This is a genomic window from Deinococcus arcticus (assembly GCF_003028415.1).
In the GTDB taxonomy this organism is placed as follows: domain Bacteria; phylum Deinococcota; class Deinococci; order Deinococcales; family Deinococcaceae; genus Deinococcus; species Deinococcus arcticus.
The window spans coordinates 156,081-172,197 of record NZ_PYSV01000006.1; the positions used below are offsets into that span (position 1 = coordinate 156,081).

The window sequence follows — 16,117 nt, forward strand, 5'->3', positions numbered from 1 at the left end:
TCAAGCAGGGGTGCCTCTGTCCGTTCCCCGCCGGGTACACCGCGCCCTGGCCTAACGCCCGTTAGACTCCGGCCATGAGCAAACTGGTGATTGTGGCGGCGCGGCGCACGCCGATTGGCAGCTTCATGGGCAGCCTGAAGGACGTGTCGGCGGCGGAGCTGGGTATTGCGGCGGCCAGGGCGGTGCTGGACGGCGTGAACGGCCATGACGTGGCCGACGTGATCGTGGGCAACGTGCTGCAGGCGGGCGGGGGCATGAACGTGGCGCGCCAGATTGGCCTGGGCGCCGGGCTGCCCCACGACGTGCCGGGCCTGACGGTCAACCGGGTGTGCGGCAGCGGCCTGCAGGCCGTCATCAGCGCGGCGCAGGGCATCCGGGCCGGCGACGGCGAGCTGTATCTGGCCGGCGGCACCGAGAGCATGAGCCGCGCGCCCTACCTGCTGCCCCGCGCCCGCGAAGGCTACCGGCTGGGCCACGCGCAGGCGCTGGATTCCATCCTCAGTGACGGCCTGACCGATGTGTTCGGCGGCTATCACATGGGCGTGACCGCCGAGAACATCGCCGCGCAGTGGAACCTGACCCGCGAGGCACAGGACGCCTTTGCCCTGGACAGCCAGACCCGCGCCGCCGCTGCGCTGGACGGCCACCACTTTGCCGATGAACTGGTGAGCGTGGAGGTGCCGGGTAAGAAGGGCCCCACCCTGTTCGAGCGCGACGAGTACCCGCGCGCCACCACCGCCGAGGCGCTGGCGCGGCTGAAGCCCGCCTTCAAAAAGGACGGCACCGTGACGGCCGGCAACGCCAGCGGCATTAACGACGGCGCCGCCATGCTGCTGATCGCCAGCGAAGCCTACGCCCAGGCGAACGGCCTGCCCGTGCTGGCCGAGATTGCCAGCTCCGCGGCCATCGGCGTGGACCCGGCGATCATGGGGATTGGCCCGGCCAGGGCGGTGCCGGTGGCCCTGAAGCGCGCCGGGCTGACAGTGAACGACGTGGACCTCTTCGAGTTGAACGAGGCGTTTGCGGCCCAGTCTCTGGCCGTGGTGCGCGACCTGAACGCCGATCCGGCAAAGGTGAACGTGACCGGCGGCGCGGTGGCGCTGGGCCACCCGATTGGCGCCAGCGGCGCCCGGGTGCTGGTCACGCTGGTGCACCAGTTGCGGCGCCTGGGGCAGGAAACCGGCGTGGCCAGCCTGTGCATTGGCGGCGGCATGGGCATTGCCGTGGTGGTGCGCGCCCGCTGACAGCGGAACCCAGATCCACCGAGGGGTGAACCCCTCGGTGGATCTGGGGCGAACGAAGTGAGTCTCCGCCACAGACAGCGGCAGAAGTGGAATGGAAGGGCTGGGGTTTGGCCCTTCCATGGAACTGGCAGCCGCTGTGTGACCACAGGACCCGCTGGCCGCCCCCACTTGGTCTTGAGGCGCGGGGGCGGCTAGCCTTGGCCCATGACCGCCCCCACCGACCAGGAAGCCGCCCTCTTTCTCGCCATCAAGACCCAGGACGCCGAGTTGCTGCGCCGCTTGCTGCGCGCCGATCCAGCGCTGCTGACGGTGCCCAGCCCCATGGGCGTCTCGCCCGTGCTGTTCGCCACCTACTACGGCCGGCACGATATGGCGCGCGTGCTGATCGAGGAGGGTGCGCCGCTGAACCTGTTTGAGGCGGCGGCGGTGGGCGAGGAAGAGGTGGTGCGCGCCGCCCTGGACGCCGATCCCTCTCAGGTGCAGGCCGTGAGCCCGGACGGGTTTTCCCCGCTGGGGCTGGCAGCGTTCTTTGGCCGCGCGGGGGTGGCCGAGGAGCTGCTCTCACGCGGCGCCGATGTGAACGCGCCCAGCCAGAACGCCATGCGGGTGCGCCCGCTGCATTCGGCGGTGGCGGGGCGGCACGCGGCGCTGGCCCGCGCGCTGGTGATGGCCGGGGCCGACGTGAACGCGGCGCAGCAAGGCGACTTCACGCCCCTGATGGCCGCCGCGCAGAACGGCGACGCCGAGCTGGTGGCCTTTCTGCGCGGCTGCGGCGCGGACCCGGGCGCGGTCACCGCCGCTGGTCAGCGCGCCGCCGACTTTGCCCGGGAGGAGGGCCACACCAAACTGGCCGAGGCCCTGGCCGCTTCCTGAACGTTCCTGGCACCCTGCCTGAAGAAAGCCGGAATGCGCCCTGGGGCCACCGGGGCGCACACTGACCCCATGAGCAACGACAGGCGCGACCCCCCCAGCGAGCTGGCTGTCACGAATGTGCAGACCGGCTTTGACACCCCGGACCCCAAGGACCACGCCCAGGTGACCTACAGCACCACCCCGGGCGAGGACCGCGTGAGCACCGCCAACGAGGGCAAATACGAGCCGGTGGAGGTGCCCAGTGCCAAGGAAGTGACCGGGCAGTTTGACCATCTGGCCACGCGCGACCCGGCGGCCATGGAGCACACGCCCCAGGCCCCCGAATTTGCCGGCGCCCAGACGGTGGCCGGGCTGGGCGGCGAGAACCTGGACGCTATTGTGCCCACGGCGGGCATTGGCGTGAACGCGGGGGTGGCCATGGCCTACCAGACCCGCCTGGGCAGCGCCGACCCCAACCCCGGCTACACCCCACCCAGCGAACAGGGCCCGCCCCACCTCAGCGAGCGCCCCGGCGACCTGCCGCAGGGCGAAACGAGCGAGCTGGAACACCAGATCAAGGGCGACCGCGAACGCGGGTTCTAAGTAGCTCGCTGTTGATCTTTAGATCAACCGAGCGGAGCGAGTCTCGAAAAAAGGACGTTGCACCGGGAGTGGAGACTTTGCGGTGCTCTCCTGCAAAGTCATAACGTGAGGTGCAACGTCCTTAAAAGGGCCATAGGCTGTGGGCCATGAGCCATGGGGCAACCCCCCAAAGCTCATGGCCCACAGCCTACGGCTCTAGACCCTTTTAAAGAGCAGGGCCGCGTTCTGGCCGCCAAAGGCGAAGGAGTTGCTCAGGGCGTAGTCCACCTGGGCCTCGCGGGCGTGCAGAGGCACGTAGTCCAGATCCAGTTCGGGGTCGGGGTCGGTGAGGTTGATGGTGGGGGGCAGAATGCCGTCTTTCAGGGCCTGGGCCACCGCGATGGCCTCGGCGGCACCCGCCGCGCCCAGCAGGTGTCCCGTCATGCTCTTGGTGGAGCTGACCGCCAGCTGGTAGGCGTGGTCCCCGAACACCGACTTGATGCCCTGGGTTTCGTGCAGGTCGTTGAAATAGGTGCTGGTGCCGTGGGCGTTGATATACCCCACCTGCTCGGGGTTGACCCCGGCGGTTCTGAGCGCCATGCGCATGGCCACCTGGGCGCCCCGACCTTCGGGGGCAGGCATGGTGATGTGGTGGGCGTCGGCGCTGGTGCCGTAGCCCACCACCTCGGCATAGATGGTGGCGCCGCGTTTCACGGCCTTCTCGTACTCTTCCAGAATCACCACCGCTGCGCCCTCGCCCAGCACGAAGCCGTCGCGGGTGGCGGAAAAGGGGCGACTGGCCAGTTCGGGCTCGTCATTGCGGGTAGACAGGGCCTTCATGTTGGAAAAGCCGCCGATAGCAATGGGCGTGATGGCCGCCTCGCTGCCCCCGGCGATCATGGTGTCGGCCAGCCCCAGCTGGATGTAGCGCGCCGCGTCGCCAATGGCGCCCGTGCCGGTGGCGCAGGCCGTGACCACGGTGCTGCTGGGCCCGGTGGCGCCGTACTGCATGGCCACGTGCCCGGACGCCATGTTGGCAATCTGCATGGGAATGAACATGGGGCTGATGCGCCCCGCGCCGCGCGAATGCAGCACCCCGGCCTGGTCTTCAAAGGTCTTGACACCGCCAATTCCGCTGCCGATCAGGGTGCCGGTGCCTTCACCGCGCAGCGCCTCGGGGCTCAGGCCGCTGTCCTGCACCGCCAGTGCAGCCGCAGCCATCGCCAGTTGCACGTAACGGTCCAGCTTGCGGGCCTCGCGCGGGTCCACATACGCCGACAGGTCCTCGTTCACCTCGCCGGCAATCTTGCTGGCCACATCGGCCGGGTCAAAGCGGGTAATGCGCCCGATACCGCTTTTGCCGGCCCGCTGCGCCTGGGCAAAGGCCTGCGCGCCCACCCCGATGGGCGTGACCGGCCCCAGACCTGTGATCACCACCCGCTTGAGTCCTGAAACGCCCACCATCTGTGCCTCCTCTGTCGGCCGCCCCTCAGGCGGACGGTGAAAAGAGAGCGGGAAGCGGCTGTGCCTGCCGCGTCCCGCCCCAAGGTCCTCGTCAGTTTCCCCAGGGGGAAACAGGCGGGTTTACTGCTTGCTCTCGATGTACTCGACGGCCGCCTGCACGGTGCGGATGCTCTCGGCGTCCTCATCGCTGATGGTGATGCCGAACTTGTCTTCCAGGCCCATGATCAGTTCCACGGTCTCCAGGCTGTCGGCGCCGAGGTCTTCCACGAAGCGGGCTTCCGGGGTCACCTTGTCGGCGTCTACACCCAGCTTGTCCACGATCACGTCTTTCACATCATCAAATGTCGCCATGAATTCGTACCTCCTGCGGTTGAAGTCTGCGCCAGTCTACACGCGGGGCGCGACAGGGGCGGAGGCTTTGAACAGAGTTCAGAGATGTTGATGGAGGATGGTTGAAGGTTGATGGACTCAGTCGCCAGCACTTTTGCGCTTGCCGGGCCCTTCCGTGCCTCCCAGCGCTTCCCAGCCACTCAGGCCCCCTCCATCACCCATCACCTTTCAACCCTCAACGCCCTTCAATGCGGGTTCAGCCCCCCGTCCACGCCAATCGTCTGCCCGGTGATGTACCCGGCGGCGTCGCCCGCCAGGAAGGCGACGAGGGCAGCCACCTCGTCCGGCTGGCCCAGGCGGCCCAGGGGAATGCTGCTCAGGTAGCTCTGGCGCACCTGTTCGGGCAGTTCGGATGTCATGTCGCTCTCGATAAAACCGGGGGCAATGGCGTTCACCGTGATGCCCCGGCCACCGTACTCCTTGGCCAGCGCCTTGGTCAGGCCGATCAGCCCGGCCTTGCTGGCCACGTAATTGGCCTGCCCCGGGTTGCCGCTCAGCCCCACCACCGAGGCAATGTTGATGATGCGGCCGCTGCGCGCGCGCATCATGTGCTTGATGGCGGCGCGGCAGGCCATAAAGGCACTGGACAGGTTGGTCTGCAGCACCGCGTCCCAGTCCTCGTCTTTCATACGAATGGCCAGGGTGTCGCGCGTGATGCCGGCGTTGTTCACCAGCACGTCCAGGCGGCCCATCTCACTGATCACCTGCTCCACCAACGTGCCTGCATTGGCGGGCGTGGTGAGGTCGGCGCCGAAGACTCGGGCCTGCACGCCGCTTTCACGGACGCCTTCAGCCACCTGCTCGGCCTCGGCGGCGCCCCGGCCGTAGTGCACGGCCACGTCAAAGCCCGCGCGGGCAAGGTGCAGGGCCATGGCGCGGCCCAGGCCCCGGCTGCTGCCGGTCACCAGGGCGACTTTGCGGGGAACGGGTTCAGAGGTCTGGGTCATCTTGTCCTGGGTCATGGTGTCTCCGGTGCAGCCAGTGCGCCGCGCAGATGGTGGTGGTCGTGGTAAACGGTGAAGAACAGCAGTTCACGGGCACTCAGGCGCCCCAGCAGGTCGTGGGGCAGGGCGTGACGGTCAAGCGCGGCCTCGGGCCAGCCGGCCAGGGCAGAGCGCACCCGGGTGGCGGCCGTCACGTAAGCCGCCACCTGGGCGTCACGCGTGGCCGCGTCGTGGGCCGTGACCGGGCGCGGCACATAACGCGCTGGAGCCCGGCCCCCGGCCGCCAGCCGCGCCTGATAGGCCCCGCGAACGCCTTCGTAGGTGCGGGCGGTGGCCGGCGCCCCAAACAGCAGGCGCAGGGCCGGGCGCGGCACGCCCAGCCCCTGCGCCACGCGCCCATGCGTCAGGGCGAGGTGCGCCAGATGCTCGGCCGGCGACCAGCGGCCGGGGGCCGGGGCCCGGAAATAGTCGGGCAGCGGCAGGGCCGCCACAGTGTCCACCCACGCGGCCTGCGCGCCGTCCAGGGCAGCCAGAAGTTCGTCCCGGGTGTGGGGGCTGAGCGGCGCCTTCACAGGGCGAAGGCCCGCACCTGCTCGGCGGTGCCCACGTTAACAGTGCGGGCGTCCGGCAGAATGCGCTTGACCAGCCCGGTCAGGACCGTGCCGGGCCCGAATTCGACAAAGACCTCGGCGCCCGCCGCCCCCAGGGCCTGAATGGTGTCCACCCAGCGCACCGCGCCCGTAATCTGAGCGGTCAACAGCGCGGGCAGCGTGCCGGCCTCGGTGTTCGGCTGCGCCGTCACGTTGGCATACACCGCAAAGGCGGGCGGGGCAAAGCGGGTGGTCTGCAGGTGCGGCGCGAGGCCCTGGGCGGCGCTGTCCATCAGGGCGCAGTGAAAGGGCGCACTCACCTTCAGGGGAATGGCTTTCAGGCCCCGGGCCTTCAGCTCGGCGCCGGCTGCCTCCACCGCTGCTTTCGTGCCGGAAATCACGGTCTGGGTGGGCGCATTGAAGTTGGCCGGCTGCACACCGTCCAGTGCTGCACAGACCTCCTGCACGGTGGCCGGGTCGCCCATCACGGCGCTCATGGCGCCCTCGCCCACCGGCACGGCGGCCTGCATCAGCTCGCCCCGGCGGCGGGTCAGGCGCAGGGCGTCGCCCAGGGACAGGGCGTCGGCGGCCACCAGCGCGGAATATTCGCCCAGCGAGTGCCCGGCGCCGAAGGCTGGGGTCAGGCCGGTGTGGGCCCGCCACGCGCGGTAGGCGGCGGTGGACGCGGCCACCAGCGCGGGCTGCTGGTTGGCGGTCAGGGTCAGCTCGTCCAGTGGCCCGGTTTCAATCAGGGTGCGCAGACCGGGCAGCACAGTATCAATCTGGCTGTACACCTCGCCCGCTTCGGGAAAGGCAGCGGCCAGATCGGCGCCCATGCCCACCGCGTGCGAGCCCTGGCCGGGAAACAGCGCGGCGATTTTCATGCCCAGGCTCCTACTTCGGCCGCCGGGCGCGGCTGCAGGCTGGGCGCGCCGCCCCACCACTTCATGGTGCCTGCCACCCAGCTCAGGCCGCCGCCAAAGGCGATCAGCAGCAGCTGCTGGCCGTCCTGAATCCGCCCGTCGTCCACAGCCTCGCGCAGCACCAGGGGCACGGTGGCCGAACTGGTGTTGCCGTAGCGGTCCACGTTCACGGTGGCTTTGCTCATGGGCAGGCCAAAGCGCTCCATGGCCGCCTCGATAATCCGCACGTTGGCCTGGTGGGGCACCACCCAGTCCACATCGGCGCCTGTCAGGCCGCTCTTGGCCAGCACCTGGGTGCCGCTGTCGCCCAGCACCCGCACCGCGAACTTGAAGACCTCACGGCCGTTCATGCCCACGGCCTGGGTCATCTCCACGCCGCCCGGCAGGCGCGGCGCCACGCAGCGCAGGTACAGGCTGCCGCCCCCGTTGCCGTCGGCACCCAGCACAAAGTCCTGAAAGCCGTAGCCGGCGGGCACCGGGCCCACCACCGCTGCGCCCGCGCCGTCCCCGAACAGAATGGCCGTGTTGCGGTCCTCGGGGTCCACCACCTTGCTCAGGGCCTCGGCACCCACCACCAGCACGCGCCGGGCACTGCCCGAGAGAATCAGGCCCTGGGCCACGCTCAGGCCATAGACAAAGCCGCTGCACGCGGTGCTGAGGTCAAAGGCGGCGGCCCCCACCAGCCCCACCTGCAGGGCAATGAGGGCCGCCGTGGAGGGCATCAGGGCGTCGGGGCTGACCGTCGCGCAGATCACGGCGTCCACGTCCTTCAGGGCGTCTGGATCCCGCGAGAGCAGGTCGCGCACCGCCCGCACGCCCAGGTCGCTGGTGTACTCGTCGGGGCCGGCATAGCGGCGCTCGCGAATTCCGGTGCGCGACTCGATCCAGTCGGCGGTGGTGTCCATGCGGGCTTCAAATTCGCTGTTGGGCACCACGCGCTCGGGCACGTAGGTCCCCAGCGCCACGATGCCCAGCGGGGGCCGGGTGGGGGCAGAAGGGTCGCTCATGGCCTCCACGCTAACATTCTTTGAACGCACGTTCAATGAATTTGGTACAGAGTTCAGCCCGGCGGATGCTGAGGCGCGCAGAGGCAGAGGGCACCGGGCCTGCTTGCCGCGCCAGCGCGCCCCACCCCATGGCCCTGGGGTCAGCACTTGTGACAAATCACATTCGTTCGCTCCGTCACTTTATCTTTCGTGGCCCCCCACCCCTGGTCGGCAGCGGGGCTGTTTTCCAGGCGCCAGCACGTGTTTCAGCGGCAGAGGCGGCGCGGCCACCTGTCCTGCTCCCTCATGGCCCAGTGCCCATGGCTTACGGCCCACGGTCCCCCGCCTGCCCAGACTGGACGAATGAATTCCGACAGACTCCGCATGTCACAGTCGGGGGGTGGATTCCGAAGTTGTTCTGACCCAGCCCCAGATCCAGGCCGAGGTGGCCCGCGCCAGCGCGTCCCTGCGGCGCCATGCACAGGGCCGCGTGGCCGCCGCCCTGGAAGAGTGGTACCTCAATGCCTGCAGCTCACCCGAGGAGTTGAAGTACATCGGCGTGTGGGCCCGTTTTCTGAACCAGCAGGTGTCGCGCAAGGACGTTGCGGCCTGACCCGCACGGCACCGGAAAGAGGTTGAGGCGCAGGGACCTCAACCTCTTTTTTCTGTTGTTCCTGTCGGCGCTGTGCGGCCCTGGTCACCCGGCCTCGTCGGCCGCCTGCAGCGTGAAATGAAACGCCGAACCTTCCCCCGGCGCCGAATCCACCCACAGCTGCCCGCCGTGCTGAGAGACAATCTTCTCGCAGATGGCCAGGCCCAGCCCGGTGCCCTCATAGCGGTCGCGGCCATGCAGGCGCTGGAACATCTCGAAGACCTTGCTCTGGTACGCCGGCTCGATGCCGATGCCGTTGTCGCGCACGGTCAGGCGCCACAGGGGGCCGTCGCGCTGCGCGCTGACCCGCACCAGCGGCGCGGCCTCGGCGCGGAACTTGACCGCGTTGCCAATCAGGTTCTGGAACAGCTGCGCCAGCCGGGGCACCGAGCCCAGCACCCGGGGCAGCGGCGCCGCCTGAACCCGCGCGCCGGATTCGCGCAGCGCCGCGTCCAGGCGGCCCAGGGCCTCGCGCAGCGCGTCGCCGGCCTCCACCGGCTCCAGCGGCAGGCGCTCGGCATTCAGGCGGGAAAACACCAGCAGGTCGTTCACCAGCAGCTTCATGCGCTCGGCACCCTGCTCCACGGTGCGCAGGTACAGCTGCGCGCGTTCGTCCAGGCGGTCGCCGTAGCGGTGGGCCAGCAGCCCCGCGTACGACCCCACCGTGCGAATGGGTTCCTGCAGGTCGTGGCTGGCCACGTAGGCAAAGCGTTCCAGTTCCGCGTTGCTGCGCGACAGTTCGGCGTTGGCCCGGGCCATCTCGCGCTGCAGCGCCATCTGCTCGGAGATATCTGAGCCCACCGCCACCGCCCCCACAATCGCCTCGCCCTGCCGGATGGGCGCGGCCGCCAGCCGCATCACGCGGTCTTCCCCGCTGGTCAGGTGGCGCACCAGCACGTCGCGGCGCACCTCGCGCCCCCCCATGGCCTGCACGAACGGTTCCTCGTGCAGGGGCAGGCGCTCGCCCGTCTGGGGATCGCGGCTGCGCAGTTCCTCGCCCAGTTCGCCCACCGCGCGGTCCAGCTGCGCCGGGTCCGTGAAGCCCAGCAGGGTCAGCGCCGGGCCGTTGGCCCGCTTGATGCCGCTCAGGTCGCCCACGTACACGGCGTCGGGCAGGCTGGCGAGAATGGTGTTCAGCTCGGCCGCCTGCCGCTCGCTGTGCGCCAGGGCACCCTGCAGTTCGGCGGTGCGCTCGGCCACCCGCATTTCCAGCTCGGCCGAGTGCGCCTGCTCGCGCGCCAGGGCCTCACGGCGCAGCGCGGCCATGGCCAGTTGCGCGTTCACCTTCGCCAGCAGTTCGCGGGCGCTGAACGGCTTGACCAGATAGTCGTCGGCGCCCGCTTCCAGGCCCTGTACCCGCGCTTCCTCGCCCGCGCGGGCCGAGAGCATGATCACCGGCAGGTCGTGCAGCGCCGGGTCCGTGCGAATGGCCGCAAGCAGGCCCAGGCCGGAGAGCCGGGGCATCATCACGTCGGTCAGCAGCAGGTCCGGGGCCTGGGCACGCGCGGCGTCCAGGGCCGCTTGCCCGTCGGCCACCACCTGCAGGTCGTGGTGGGGCGAGAGCAGCCGGGTCAGGTACTCGCGCAGATCGGCGTTGTCGTCGGCCACCAGCACCCGGCGCCGCACCGCCGTGGCCGGAGCGACCGGCGCCGTGTCCTGCGCCTGCGGCACCTCGTGGGGCAGCCAGCGCAGGGCCTCTTCTACAAACGGCAGGGCCCCGCGTGCGCCCGCTGGCGCCGGGGGGGCGTCGGTCACGCGGTCCGGGGGCAGGTGGGCGGCGCCCAGCGGCAGGCGCACGGTGAAGGCCGTGCCCTGGCCCGGCACGCTCTGGGCCTCAATGTCGCCGCCGTGCAGGTGCACGATCTCGCGCACCAGCGCCAGCCCGATGCCGCTGCCTTCAAAGGAGCGCCCACGCTGGCCCTCGACCCGGTGAAAGCGCTCGAACAGGCGCCCCAGTTCGGCTTCGGGCACGCCCACCCCGGTGTCCTGCACGCTCAGCACGGCGTGGCGGTCCTCCGCGCGCACCGTCAAGGCCACCTCGCCTTCCAGGGTGAACTTGAAGGCGTTGGACAGCAGGTTCAGCACCACCTTCTCCCACAGGTCGCGGTCCACGTACACGGCCCCCGGCAGCGGCGAGAGTTCCACCCGGAAACCCAGGCCCGCGCGCTCCATGGCGGCGCGGAAACTGCTGGCCAGATCGGCGTTCAGGGCCAGGAAGTCCACCGGGGCAAAGCGGGCCTGCACCCGGCCCGATTCCAGGCGAGAGAAATCCAGCAGGCTGTTGACCAGCCGCAGCAAGCGCAGGCTGTTGCGGTGGGCCAGTTGCAGCGTCTGCAGCTGCGCGGGCGCCAGCGGGCCCAGTTCGCCGGTCAGCAGGTCTTCCAGCGGCCCCAGCATCAGGGTCAGGGGCGTGCGCAGTTCGTGGCTGGCATTGGCAAAAAAGGCAGTCTTGGCCCGGTCCAGTTCGGCCAGGGCCTCGGCCCGCTGGCGCGCCTGCTCGTAGGCGGCCGCACTCGCCAGCCCCGAGACGATCTGCGCGGCACACAGTTCCAGAAAACTGCGGTACGCGTCGTCCAGCGGCCGGTAGGGGTTGAGGCCCGCAATCAGCACCCCGGCGGGCCCACCGGCGCCGGGCTGGTTCAGGGGCAGGCTCAGCGCGCGCCCCGGCGGCCGGTCCCAGGGGCCGCCGGGCAGGTCCGGCGCGGCGCCCAGGTCGTGCAGGGCACTGGCGGCCTCGCCGGAGAGCACGGCCGCTCCTGCCCAGGGCGTGCCGGCCTCGGGCGCCAGCTGAGCGGGCGCCAGCGGGTGCCCCTCAGGCAGACCAAAGCGCAGGGCGCAGCGCAGAGTGCCATCCCGGGCTGGCAGGTAGATCAGCACGAAGGGCAGGTCGTGCGCTTCCTCGGCCAGCGCCGCCTGCGCCGCGTTCATCACCCCGGTCGCCGTGCGCGCCTCGTTCAGCCGAGCCGACAGCCGCCCCAGCACCCGCAGCCGCCGCTCGCCCACCACCCGCTCGCTGTCCTCGGTGACCACACACAGCATGCCGGTGACCGCGCCAGCGTCGTCGGCCAGGGGGCTGTAGGAGAAGGTGTGATAGGTCTCCTCGGGGTAGCCGCTGCGCTCTAAAAACAGCTGCAGGCCCTCGTCCCAGGTGGCCTCTCCGGCCTGGAGCACCTGGGCAATGCGCGGCCCGATGTCCTTCCAGATCTCGGCCCACACCACGTCTGAGCGCGCCCCCAGGGCCCAGTCGCCCTTGACGCCCAGGGTGGGCAGGTAGGCGTCATTGCAGAAAAACAGCAGCTCGGGACCCCAGGCCATCCACATGGCAAAGCGCGAGGTGAGCATGATGCGCACGGCGGTTTTCAGACTCTGCGGCCACCCGGCCGGCTCGCCCAGCGAGGTGCGGGTCCAGTCGAAGGCCAGCATGCGCCGGGCCATCTCGCCGCCCCCGGCAAACAGGCCCAGCGACAGATCAAAGTCGGAAGAGGTGGTCATGGACAGTCAGGAGCATACGGCACCGCCGCGCCCCGGCCCTGCAAGCCCCCTCACCAACAGGAGCGGGGCAGGAACCGTGGTGCTCACGTTTCCTGCCCCGCCGGCCAGAATTACTCGGCGCTGGTTTCGGTGGCCTCGCTGGCCTGCTCGGGGCTGGCTTGGTCGGGGCTGGCTTGGTCGGGGCTGGCCTGCTGCGCGCCGCTCTCTTCCGTGCTGGCCTGTTCACTGGCCTGCGCGCTCTTCTGGGCGCCCAGCTGGGCCATGGCCTGCTGCAGGCCCTTTTCGCGCACCAGGCTGGTGTAGTAGGCGTTGATGCCGTTCGGGCCCAGCTGCTTGCTCAGCTCGGCGGGGCTCAGGCCGTTGGCCTGGGCCAGGGCGGTCATGGTCTGGTTGAATTCGGCGTCGCTGACCTGCACGTTCAGGTCCTCGGCCAGCTTCTCCAGGGCCAAGTCGCGCTTCACGCGGCTCTCGGCGTTCTTGCCCAGGTCCGCCATGAAGTCGTCCAGCTTGCCCTGCTCGGTCATGAAGCTCTCGTACTCGCTCCACTTCACGCCCTGGCGGCCCAGGTCGTCCTTGATCTCCTCGAGCATGCTTTCCTGGCGCCGGGCCAGCAGGGCCTGAGGAATATCAGCTTCCATGCCGTCCACCAGCGCCGTGATGAACTCCTCGCGGCGGCCGGCCTCGCCTTCCTGCTGCGCGCGGCGCTCCAGTTCGGCCTTCAGGTCGCCGCGCAGGCGCTCCAGGGACTCGAAGTTCAGGCTGCTCGCAAACTCGTCGTTCAGCTCCTGCAGCTGCTTGGTCTTCACGTCCACGATCTTCACAGTGACCGTGTGCTCGGGGTGCTCGTGGTCGCCGTGGGTGTGGGCGGGTACGGTGATCTCCACGGTGTCGCCCTTCTGCTTGCCCAGCAGCGCCTCGCGCACGTGGGGCTCGGCCACGTCCAGGTACACGGGGTAGCTGCCGCCGTCCTCGCCCTCTTCCTCGATGGTCACCTGATCGCTGGCTTCAATGGGCCGCTCGGCGCTCTCGAAAGTGGCGTTGCGCTCGCGCAGGTCATTCAGGGTGCGCTCCAGCACCTCACCGGTGATCTCGGGGGCCTCGGCGCTGAGCTGCAGCCCGCTCCAGTCGGCCAAGCGGACCTCGGGGTAGGTTTCGCCCTTCACGGTGAACTCGAACGCGTGACCGCTTTGCAGGGTCTTGGGGTCAATGGTGGCGTCCACGAGGCTCAGCTTCAGCTCGCGGGCGGCCTGGGGGTAGTGGGCCTGCAGCAGGCGGTCACGCACCTCCTGCTCCACGTAGCCCTTGCCCACGCGGCCTTCAATCACCTTGCGCGGGGCCTTGCCGGGGCGGAAACCGGGCACGCGCACGTCGCGCGCCAGGCCAGCCCACACCTGGTCGTAAGCGCGGTTCACTTCGGCGGCGGGCACCGACACCTTGAATTCCACCTTGTTGCCTTCTCTGCTGATCAGCTCTGCCATTGGGTCTCCCGTCTGCGCCTGGGTCCGGCCGGTTCGCGGCGCGCCCCGCTGGAGGGGGCCGTGCTGGGCAAACCGCCGAACGCGCAGGCGCCCGATCTTGATTCTGCCGTGTCGCCGCGCGTCCGCAGATGCGGCGGGTGCAGGCGACATGCCGCCGAGCATCATAGTGCATTTGCGCGGGGGCGGGGCGCGTGCCTCAAGACGCGCGTGCAGGCGGCGGCGCCGTGAACACGCCCCTGGGGCCGCGTTCTGCCCGGCAGCGCGGCCCCCACAGCGCGGCCCCACCGCCTGCGCCTGTCCAGGGTGCCGTCCTGAAGTCGCCGTGCCTCATGGAGACGCCGTGCCGGGCAGCCACCAGCCGCCGTGCCCTTCGCCGGCATGGGGGCTGAAGCGGCAGACGGGCGCGTCTTCCCCATCTGCCGCTTCAGCCCCCGGCGTCCCGGAGCCGGTCCACTGCCCGGAACCCCGCTTCTGGGCCTGCGTTCTGGCGCCGCTGTGCGGCGGTCCGTCGGCCAGGCCAACCGTACCCCTGACGCTCTGTCCCGGAACCCGGCTCAGCGCTCCTGAATCACGCTGCAGGTGCCGGCCTCCTCGATGTCGGCGTCCTGGTTCTTGCCGTACAGGGCGTCGCCGCTCATCTTGTCCGGGGCGACCGTGCCCAGCTGGTCAATCCGGCAGCCAAACACCCGGCCATCATCGGCAAAGATGGCGGCCACCGCGCTGGCTGGGTTGATTTTGAGAAGCATGTCGCCGGGAATGGCCCCCAGGCCGCGACCACGCCACAGGTCGCCCTCGCGCTTCAGAGTGCCCTTCCAGCTGCCCAGAGGCGTGGTGACGGTCCAGGTGTCGCCGTCGCGCGGCGCGATGGGCCACGCGGGTCTGACGGCCACCTTGCTGCTGGCCAGGGCTGACGCCGGGCCCAGCGCGGCGCTGCACTGCCCCAGCGACGTCTGAACGTTCATATCGTAGGCGGTGCCCGTCAGCACGGCTCCTGCAGCCCCCGAGCGCTCAATGACGCACAGCTGCTCGGATTTCTGCGACATGACCATGAAGGTCAGGGCCTCGCCAGTGGCCGAGGCGCCCATGATGGTCGGCGGGGTGCGCGAGATAACGCCGCTGAAGTTTCCTGGCTGGCCTTCAAGGGTCGCGGTGACGGTGCCGGCAGGCAGCTTGACGCTCCAGGTCTGACCGGCGGCCAGCGTGTAGGGCCAGCTCACGGCGCCCCTGCTGGCCTGGCCCTGCAACTGTCCGGTGCAGGTACCGCGCGCCTCGCTGGGGCCGTCGTTCCGGGCGAACAGTGACAGCTTGCCGCTGTACACGGGCCCCGGCCCCTTCTCCAGGCGGCACGCCCAGTAGCCGCCGCCGGGCTGAAGCGTCAGCAGGGACCAGAGCGTCCTGTCGTTTGACAGCACCAGCCAGCCTTTCTGGGTGCCCCGTGGGGTCTTCACCTGCAGCTCGCGGTCACCGTCGCTGTCAAGCTGGCCGGCGGTGGCGGTCCAGGTTTCCCCGGCCGCCGAGAAGATCCAGGTCTGGCCCTCGGCGGTGGCGGGCGGCCAGCTGGCGCCGCTCTGCGCCGAGGCCCCCGTGTCCAGGACCGTGCCCAGCAGCGCGCCCGCGAGCAGGCTGCCGAGCACAGTGGCGCGGCGCCGAGAGAAATGGCCGTGGGTGTGGTGGATGCCTGTGGTCTTCATGCCCTCACCCTACGGACGGGGCGGGACAGTTGGCAGGACAGTTTGGCGGCCCCAGCAGCCGGCGGCGCCCGCACGGGGCCACAAGCGAAAAGCACCGGCATGGCCGGTGCTTTTCACTGCTGCTTGGTGCGAGGAAAGGGACTTGAACCCTCACTCCCTCCGGGAACTAGATCCTAAGTCTAGTGCGTCTACCAATTCCGCCATCCCCGCACGTTCAAAAAAGCCGGCCCCGGGCATGCGCCTGGGGCCGGGTGCTTGGGGTGGATTAGGGGATTTGAACCCCCGACCTCCGCTTCCACAGAGCGGCGCTCTAACCGACTGAGCTAAACCCACCACGCGCCCACGTCTTGCAGGCCCACACAGCTTAAGGGGGGCGGGGCAAGGTGTCAATCCCGGGCGCATGGTCGGCTCAACCTACTTCAGCGTCTGCACGTACGCCTGAATGGCGGCCACCTGGGCGTCGGTGGCGGGGGCGCCGTCCAGGCCCGTCTGGCGGAAGCGGGGCATCACTGTGCCCAGTTCACGCCCCTGGGGCGACTGGCCGTCCAGCACGGCCCGGGTGAACTCGGCGCTCCCCCAGGCGGCGGTGTGGGCCAGGCCCGGGCCCAGCCCGCCTTCGGCCTTGGCCCCGTGGCAGCCCGCGCAGTTGCCTGCGTACAGCGCCTGACCGTCGGGGGCACTGGGCGCCGCCGCGCTGACCTGGGCGCCACTTCCGGCGCCCGACAGCCGCCCCCCGGCCTGGTAGGCCCCCACCCCCAGCACCGCGCCCACCACCAGAAACGTCACCAGGCCCGCCACCTGCCGGCCGCTGTAAAACTCGCCGCTCACG

Annotated in this window: 14 protein-coding genes and 2 tRNA genes; 4 read left to right on the forward strand and 12 right to left on the reverse strand. The window is 70.0% G+C overall.

What is annotated here, in order from left to right:
- The first annotated feature begins 74 nt into the window (after positions 1 to 74).
- The 3 genes from C8263_RS08110 (at position 75) to C8263_RS08120 (ending at position 2,699) form a co-directional block, all read left to right on the forward strand.
- The gene (locus C8263_RS08110; RefSeq protein ID WP_107137612.1) at positions 75 to 1,244 is read left to right on the forward strand and encodes an acetyl-CoA C-acetyltransferase; all 1,170 of its coding nucleotides are present in this window, start codon (positions 75 to 77) and stop codon (positions 1,242 to 1,244) included.
- 204 nt (positions 1,245 to 1,448) lie between these two features.
- Complete coding sequence (locus tag C8263_RS08115; RefSeq protein ID WP_107137613.1) at positions 1,449 to 2,117, forward strand: ankyrin repeat domain-containing protein; 669 nt, start codon at positions 1,449 to 1,451, stop codon at positions 2,115 to 2,117.
- 69 nt (positions 2,118 to 2,186) lie between these two features.
- Positions 2,187 to 2,699, forward strand: a complete 513-nt coding sequence (locus C8263_RS08120) for a hypothetical protein (RefSeq protein WP_146160633.1) — start codon at positions 2,187 to 2,189, stop codon at positions 2,697 to 2,699.
- Between the two features lie 195 nt (positions 2,700 to 2,894).
- Here C8263_RS08120 and fabF read toward each other — a convergent pair whose 3' ends face one another.
- The 6 genes from fabF to C8263_RS08150 all read right to left on the reverse strand — a co-directional run bounded on the left by fabF (position 2,895) and on the right by C8263_RS08150 (position 7,996).
- Positions 2,895 to 4,142 carry a beta-ketoacyl-ACP synthase II gene (gene fabF, locus C8263_RS08125; protein ID WP_107137615.1) on the reverse strand — a complete coding sequence of 416 codons (1,248 nt, stop codon included), beginning with the start codon at positions 4,140 to 4,142 and terminating at the stop codon, positions 2,895 to 2,897.
- 120 nt (positions 4,143 to 4,262) lie between these two features.
- On the reverse strand, positions 4,263 to 4,493 hold the full coding sequence (gene acpP / locus C8263_RS08130; RefSeq protein ID WP_107137616.1) for an acyl carrier protein: 231 nt from the start codon (positions 4,491 to 4,493) through the stop codon (positions 4,263 to 4,265).
- A 224-nt stretch (positions 4,494 to 4,717) separates the two neighbouring features.
- Positions 4,718 to 5,494: a 3-oxoacyl-[acyl-carrier-protein] reductase gene (gene fabG / locus C8263_RS08135; protein WP_107137617.1), complete on the reverse strand. Its 777-nt coding sequence runs from the start codon at positions 5,492 to 5,494 to the stop codon at positions 4,718 to 4,720.
- Positions 5,491 to 6,048, reverse strand: coding sequence for a DinB family protein (locus C8263_RS08140; RefSeq protein WP_107137618.1), 558 nt, complete (start codon positions 6,046 to 6,048; stop codon positions 5,491 to 5,493). The genes fabG and C8263_RS08140 overlap by 4 nt, the downstream gene beginning before the upstream one ends.
- Positions 6,045 to 6,950, reverse strand: a complete 906-nt coding sequence (gene fabD, locus C8263_RS08145) for an ACP S-malonyltransferase (RefSeq protein ID WP_107137619.1) — start codon at positions 6,948 to 6,950, stop codon at positions 6,045 to 6,047. Before fabD ends, C8263_RS08140 begins: the two co-directional genes overlap by 4 nt.
- Positions 6,947 to 7,996 carry a beta-ketoacyl-ACP synthase III gene (locus tag C8263_RS08150; RefSeq protein ID WP_107137620.1) on the reverse strand — a complete coding sequence of 350 codons (1,050 nt, stop codon included), beginning with the start codon at positions 7,994 to 7,996 and terminating at the stop codon, positions 6,947 to 6,949. The genes fabD and C8263_RS08150 overlap by 4 nt, the downstream gene beginning before the upstream one ends.
- Before the next feature lie 379 nt (positions 7,997 to 8,375).
- Between C8263_RS08150 and C8263_RS08155 the strand changes: the two genes are divergently transcribed.
- Positions 8,376 to 8,588 (forward strand): hypothetical protein, encoded by a 213-nt coding sequence (locus tag C8263_RS08155; protein ID WP_107137621.1) that lies wholly within the window; start codon positions 8,376 to 8,378, stop codon positions 8,586 to 8,588.
- An 84-nt stretch (positions 8,589 to 8,672) separates the two neighbouring features.
- On the opposite strand, the gene C8263_RS08160 is transcribed toward C8263_RS08155, so the two are convergent.
- The 6 genes from C8263_RS08160 to C8263_RS08185 form a co-directional block, all read right to left on the reverse strand.
- Positions 8,673 to 12,119 carry an ATP-binding protein gene (locus tag C8263_RS08160; RefSeq protein ID WP_107137622.1) on the reverse strand — a complete coding sequence of 1,149 codons (3,447 nt, stop codon included), beginning with the start codon at positions 12,117 to 12,119 and terminating at the stop codon, positions 8,673 to 8,675.
- 110 nt (positions 12,120 to 12,229) lie between these two features.
- Entirely contained in the window at positions 12,230 to 13,597 is a 1,368-nt protein-coding gene (gene tig / locus C8263_RS08165; RefSeq protein WP_107137623.1) for a trigger factor, read from the reverse strand.
- A gap of 554 nt (positions 13,598 to 14,151) precedes the next feature.
- On the reverse strand, positions 14,152 to 15,288 hold the full coding sequence (locus tag C8263_RS08170) for a hypothetical protein (RefSeq protein WP_107137624.1): 1,137 nt from the start codon (positions 15,286 to 15,288) through the stop codon (positions 14,152 to 14,154).
- 124 nt (positions 15,289 to 15,412) lie between these two features.
- A tRNA-Leu gene (locus tag C8263_RS08175) sits at positions 15,413 to 15,498 on the reverse strand.
- Positions 15,499 to 15,544: 46 nt separating this feature from the next.
- Positions 15,545 to 15,621: transfer RNA gene (locus tag C8263_RS08180), tRNA-His, on the reverse strand.
- Between the two features lie 81 nt (positions 15,622 to 15,702).
- A complete protein-coding gene (locus tag C8263_RS08185) occupies positions 15,703 to 16,116 on the reverse strand; it encodes a c-type cytochrome (protein WP_107137625.1) in 414 nt (137 codons plus the stop codon).
- Between the last annotated feature and the right edge of the window lies 1 nt (position 16,117).

What these genes read in the sequence shown, in the direction of transcription:
- C8263_RS08115 (WP_107137613.1), top strand. Translation starts at nt 1,449, where the DNA reads ATGACCGCCCCCACCGACCAGGAAGCCGCCCTCTTTCTCGCCATCAAG.
- acpP (WP_107137616.1), bottom strand. Translation starts at nt 4,493, where the DNA reads ATGGCGACATTTGATGATGTGAAAGACGTGATCGTGGACAAGCTGGGT.
- C8263_RS08170 (WP_107137624.1), bottom strand. Translation starts at nt 15,288, where the DNA reads ATGAAGACCACAGGCATCCACCACACCCACGGCCATTTCTCTCGGCGC.
- fabD (WP_107137619.1), bottom strand. Translation starts at nt 6,950, where the DNA reads ATGAAAATCGCCGCGCTGTTTCCCGGCCAGGGCTCGCACGCGGTGGGC.
- C8263_RS08160 (WP_107137622.1), bottom strand. Translation starts at nt 12,119, where the DNA reads ATGACCACCTCTTCCGACTTTGATCTGTCGCTGGGCCTGTTTGCCGGG.
- fabG (WP_107137617.1), bottom strand. Translation starts at nt 5,494, where the DNA reads ATGACCCAGGACAAGATGACCCAGACCTCTGAACCCGTTCCCCGCAAA.
- C8263_RS08110 (WP_107137612.1), top strand. Translation starts at nt 75, where the DNA reads ATGAGCAAACTGGTGATTGTGGCGGCGCGGCGCACGCCGATTGGCAGC.
- tig (WP_107137623.1), bottom strand. Translation starts at nt 13,597, where the DNA reads ATGGCAGAGCTGATCAGCAGAGAAGGCAACAAGGTGGAATTCAAGGTG.
- C8263_RS08120 (WP_146160633.1), top strand. Translation starts at nt 2,187, where the DNA reads ATGAGCAACGACAGGCGCGACCCCCCCAGCGAGCTGGCTGTCACGAAT.
- C8263_RS08150 (WP_107137620.1), bottom strand. Translation starts at nt 7,996, where the DNA reads ATGAGCGACCCTTCTGCCCCCACCCGGCCCCCGCTGGGCATCGTGGCG.
- fabF (WP_107137615.1), bottom strand. Translation starts at nt 4,142, where the DNA reads ATGGTGGGCGTTTCAGGACTCAAGCGGGTGGTGATCACAGGTCTGGGG.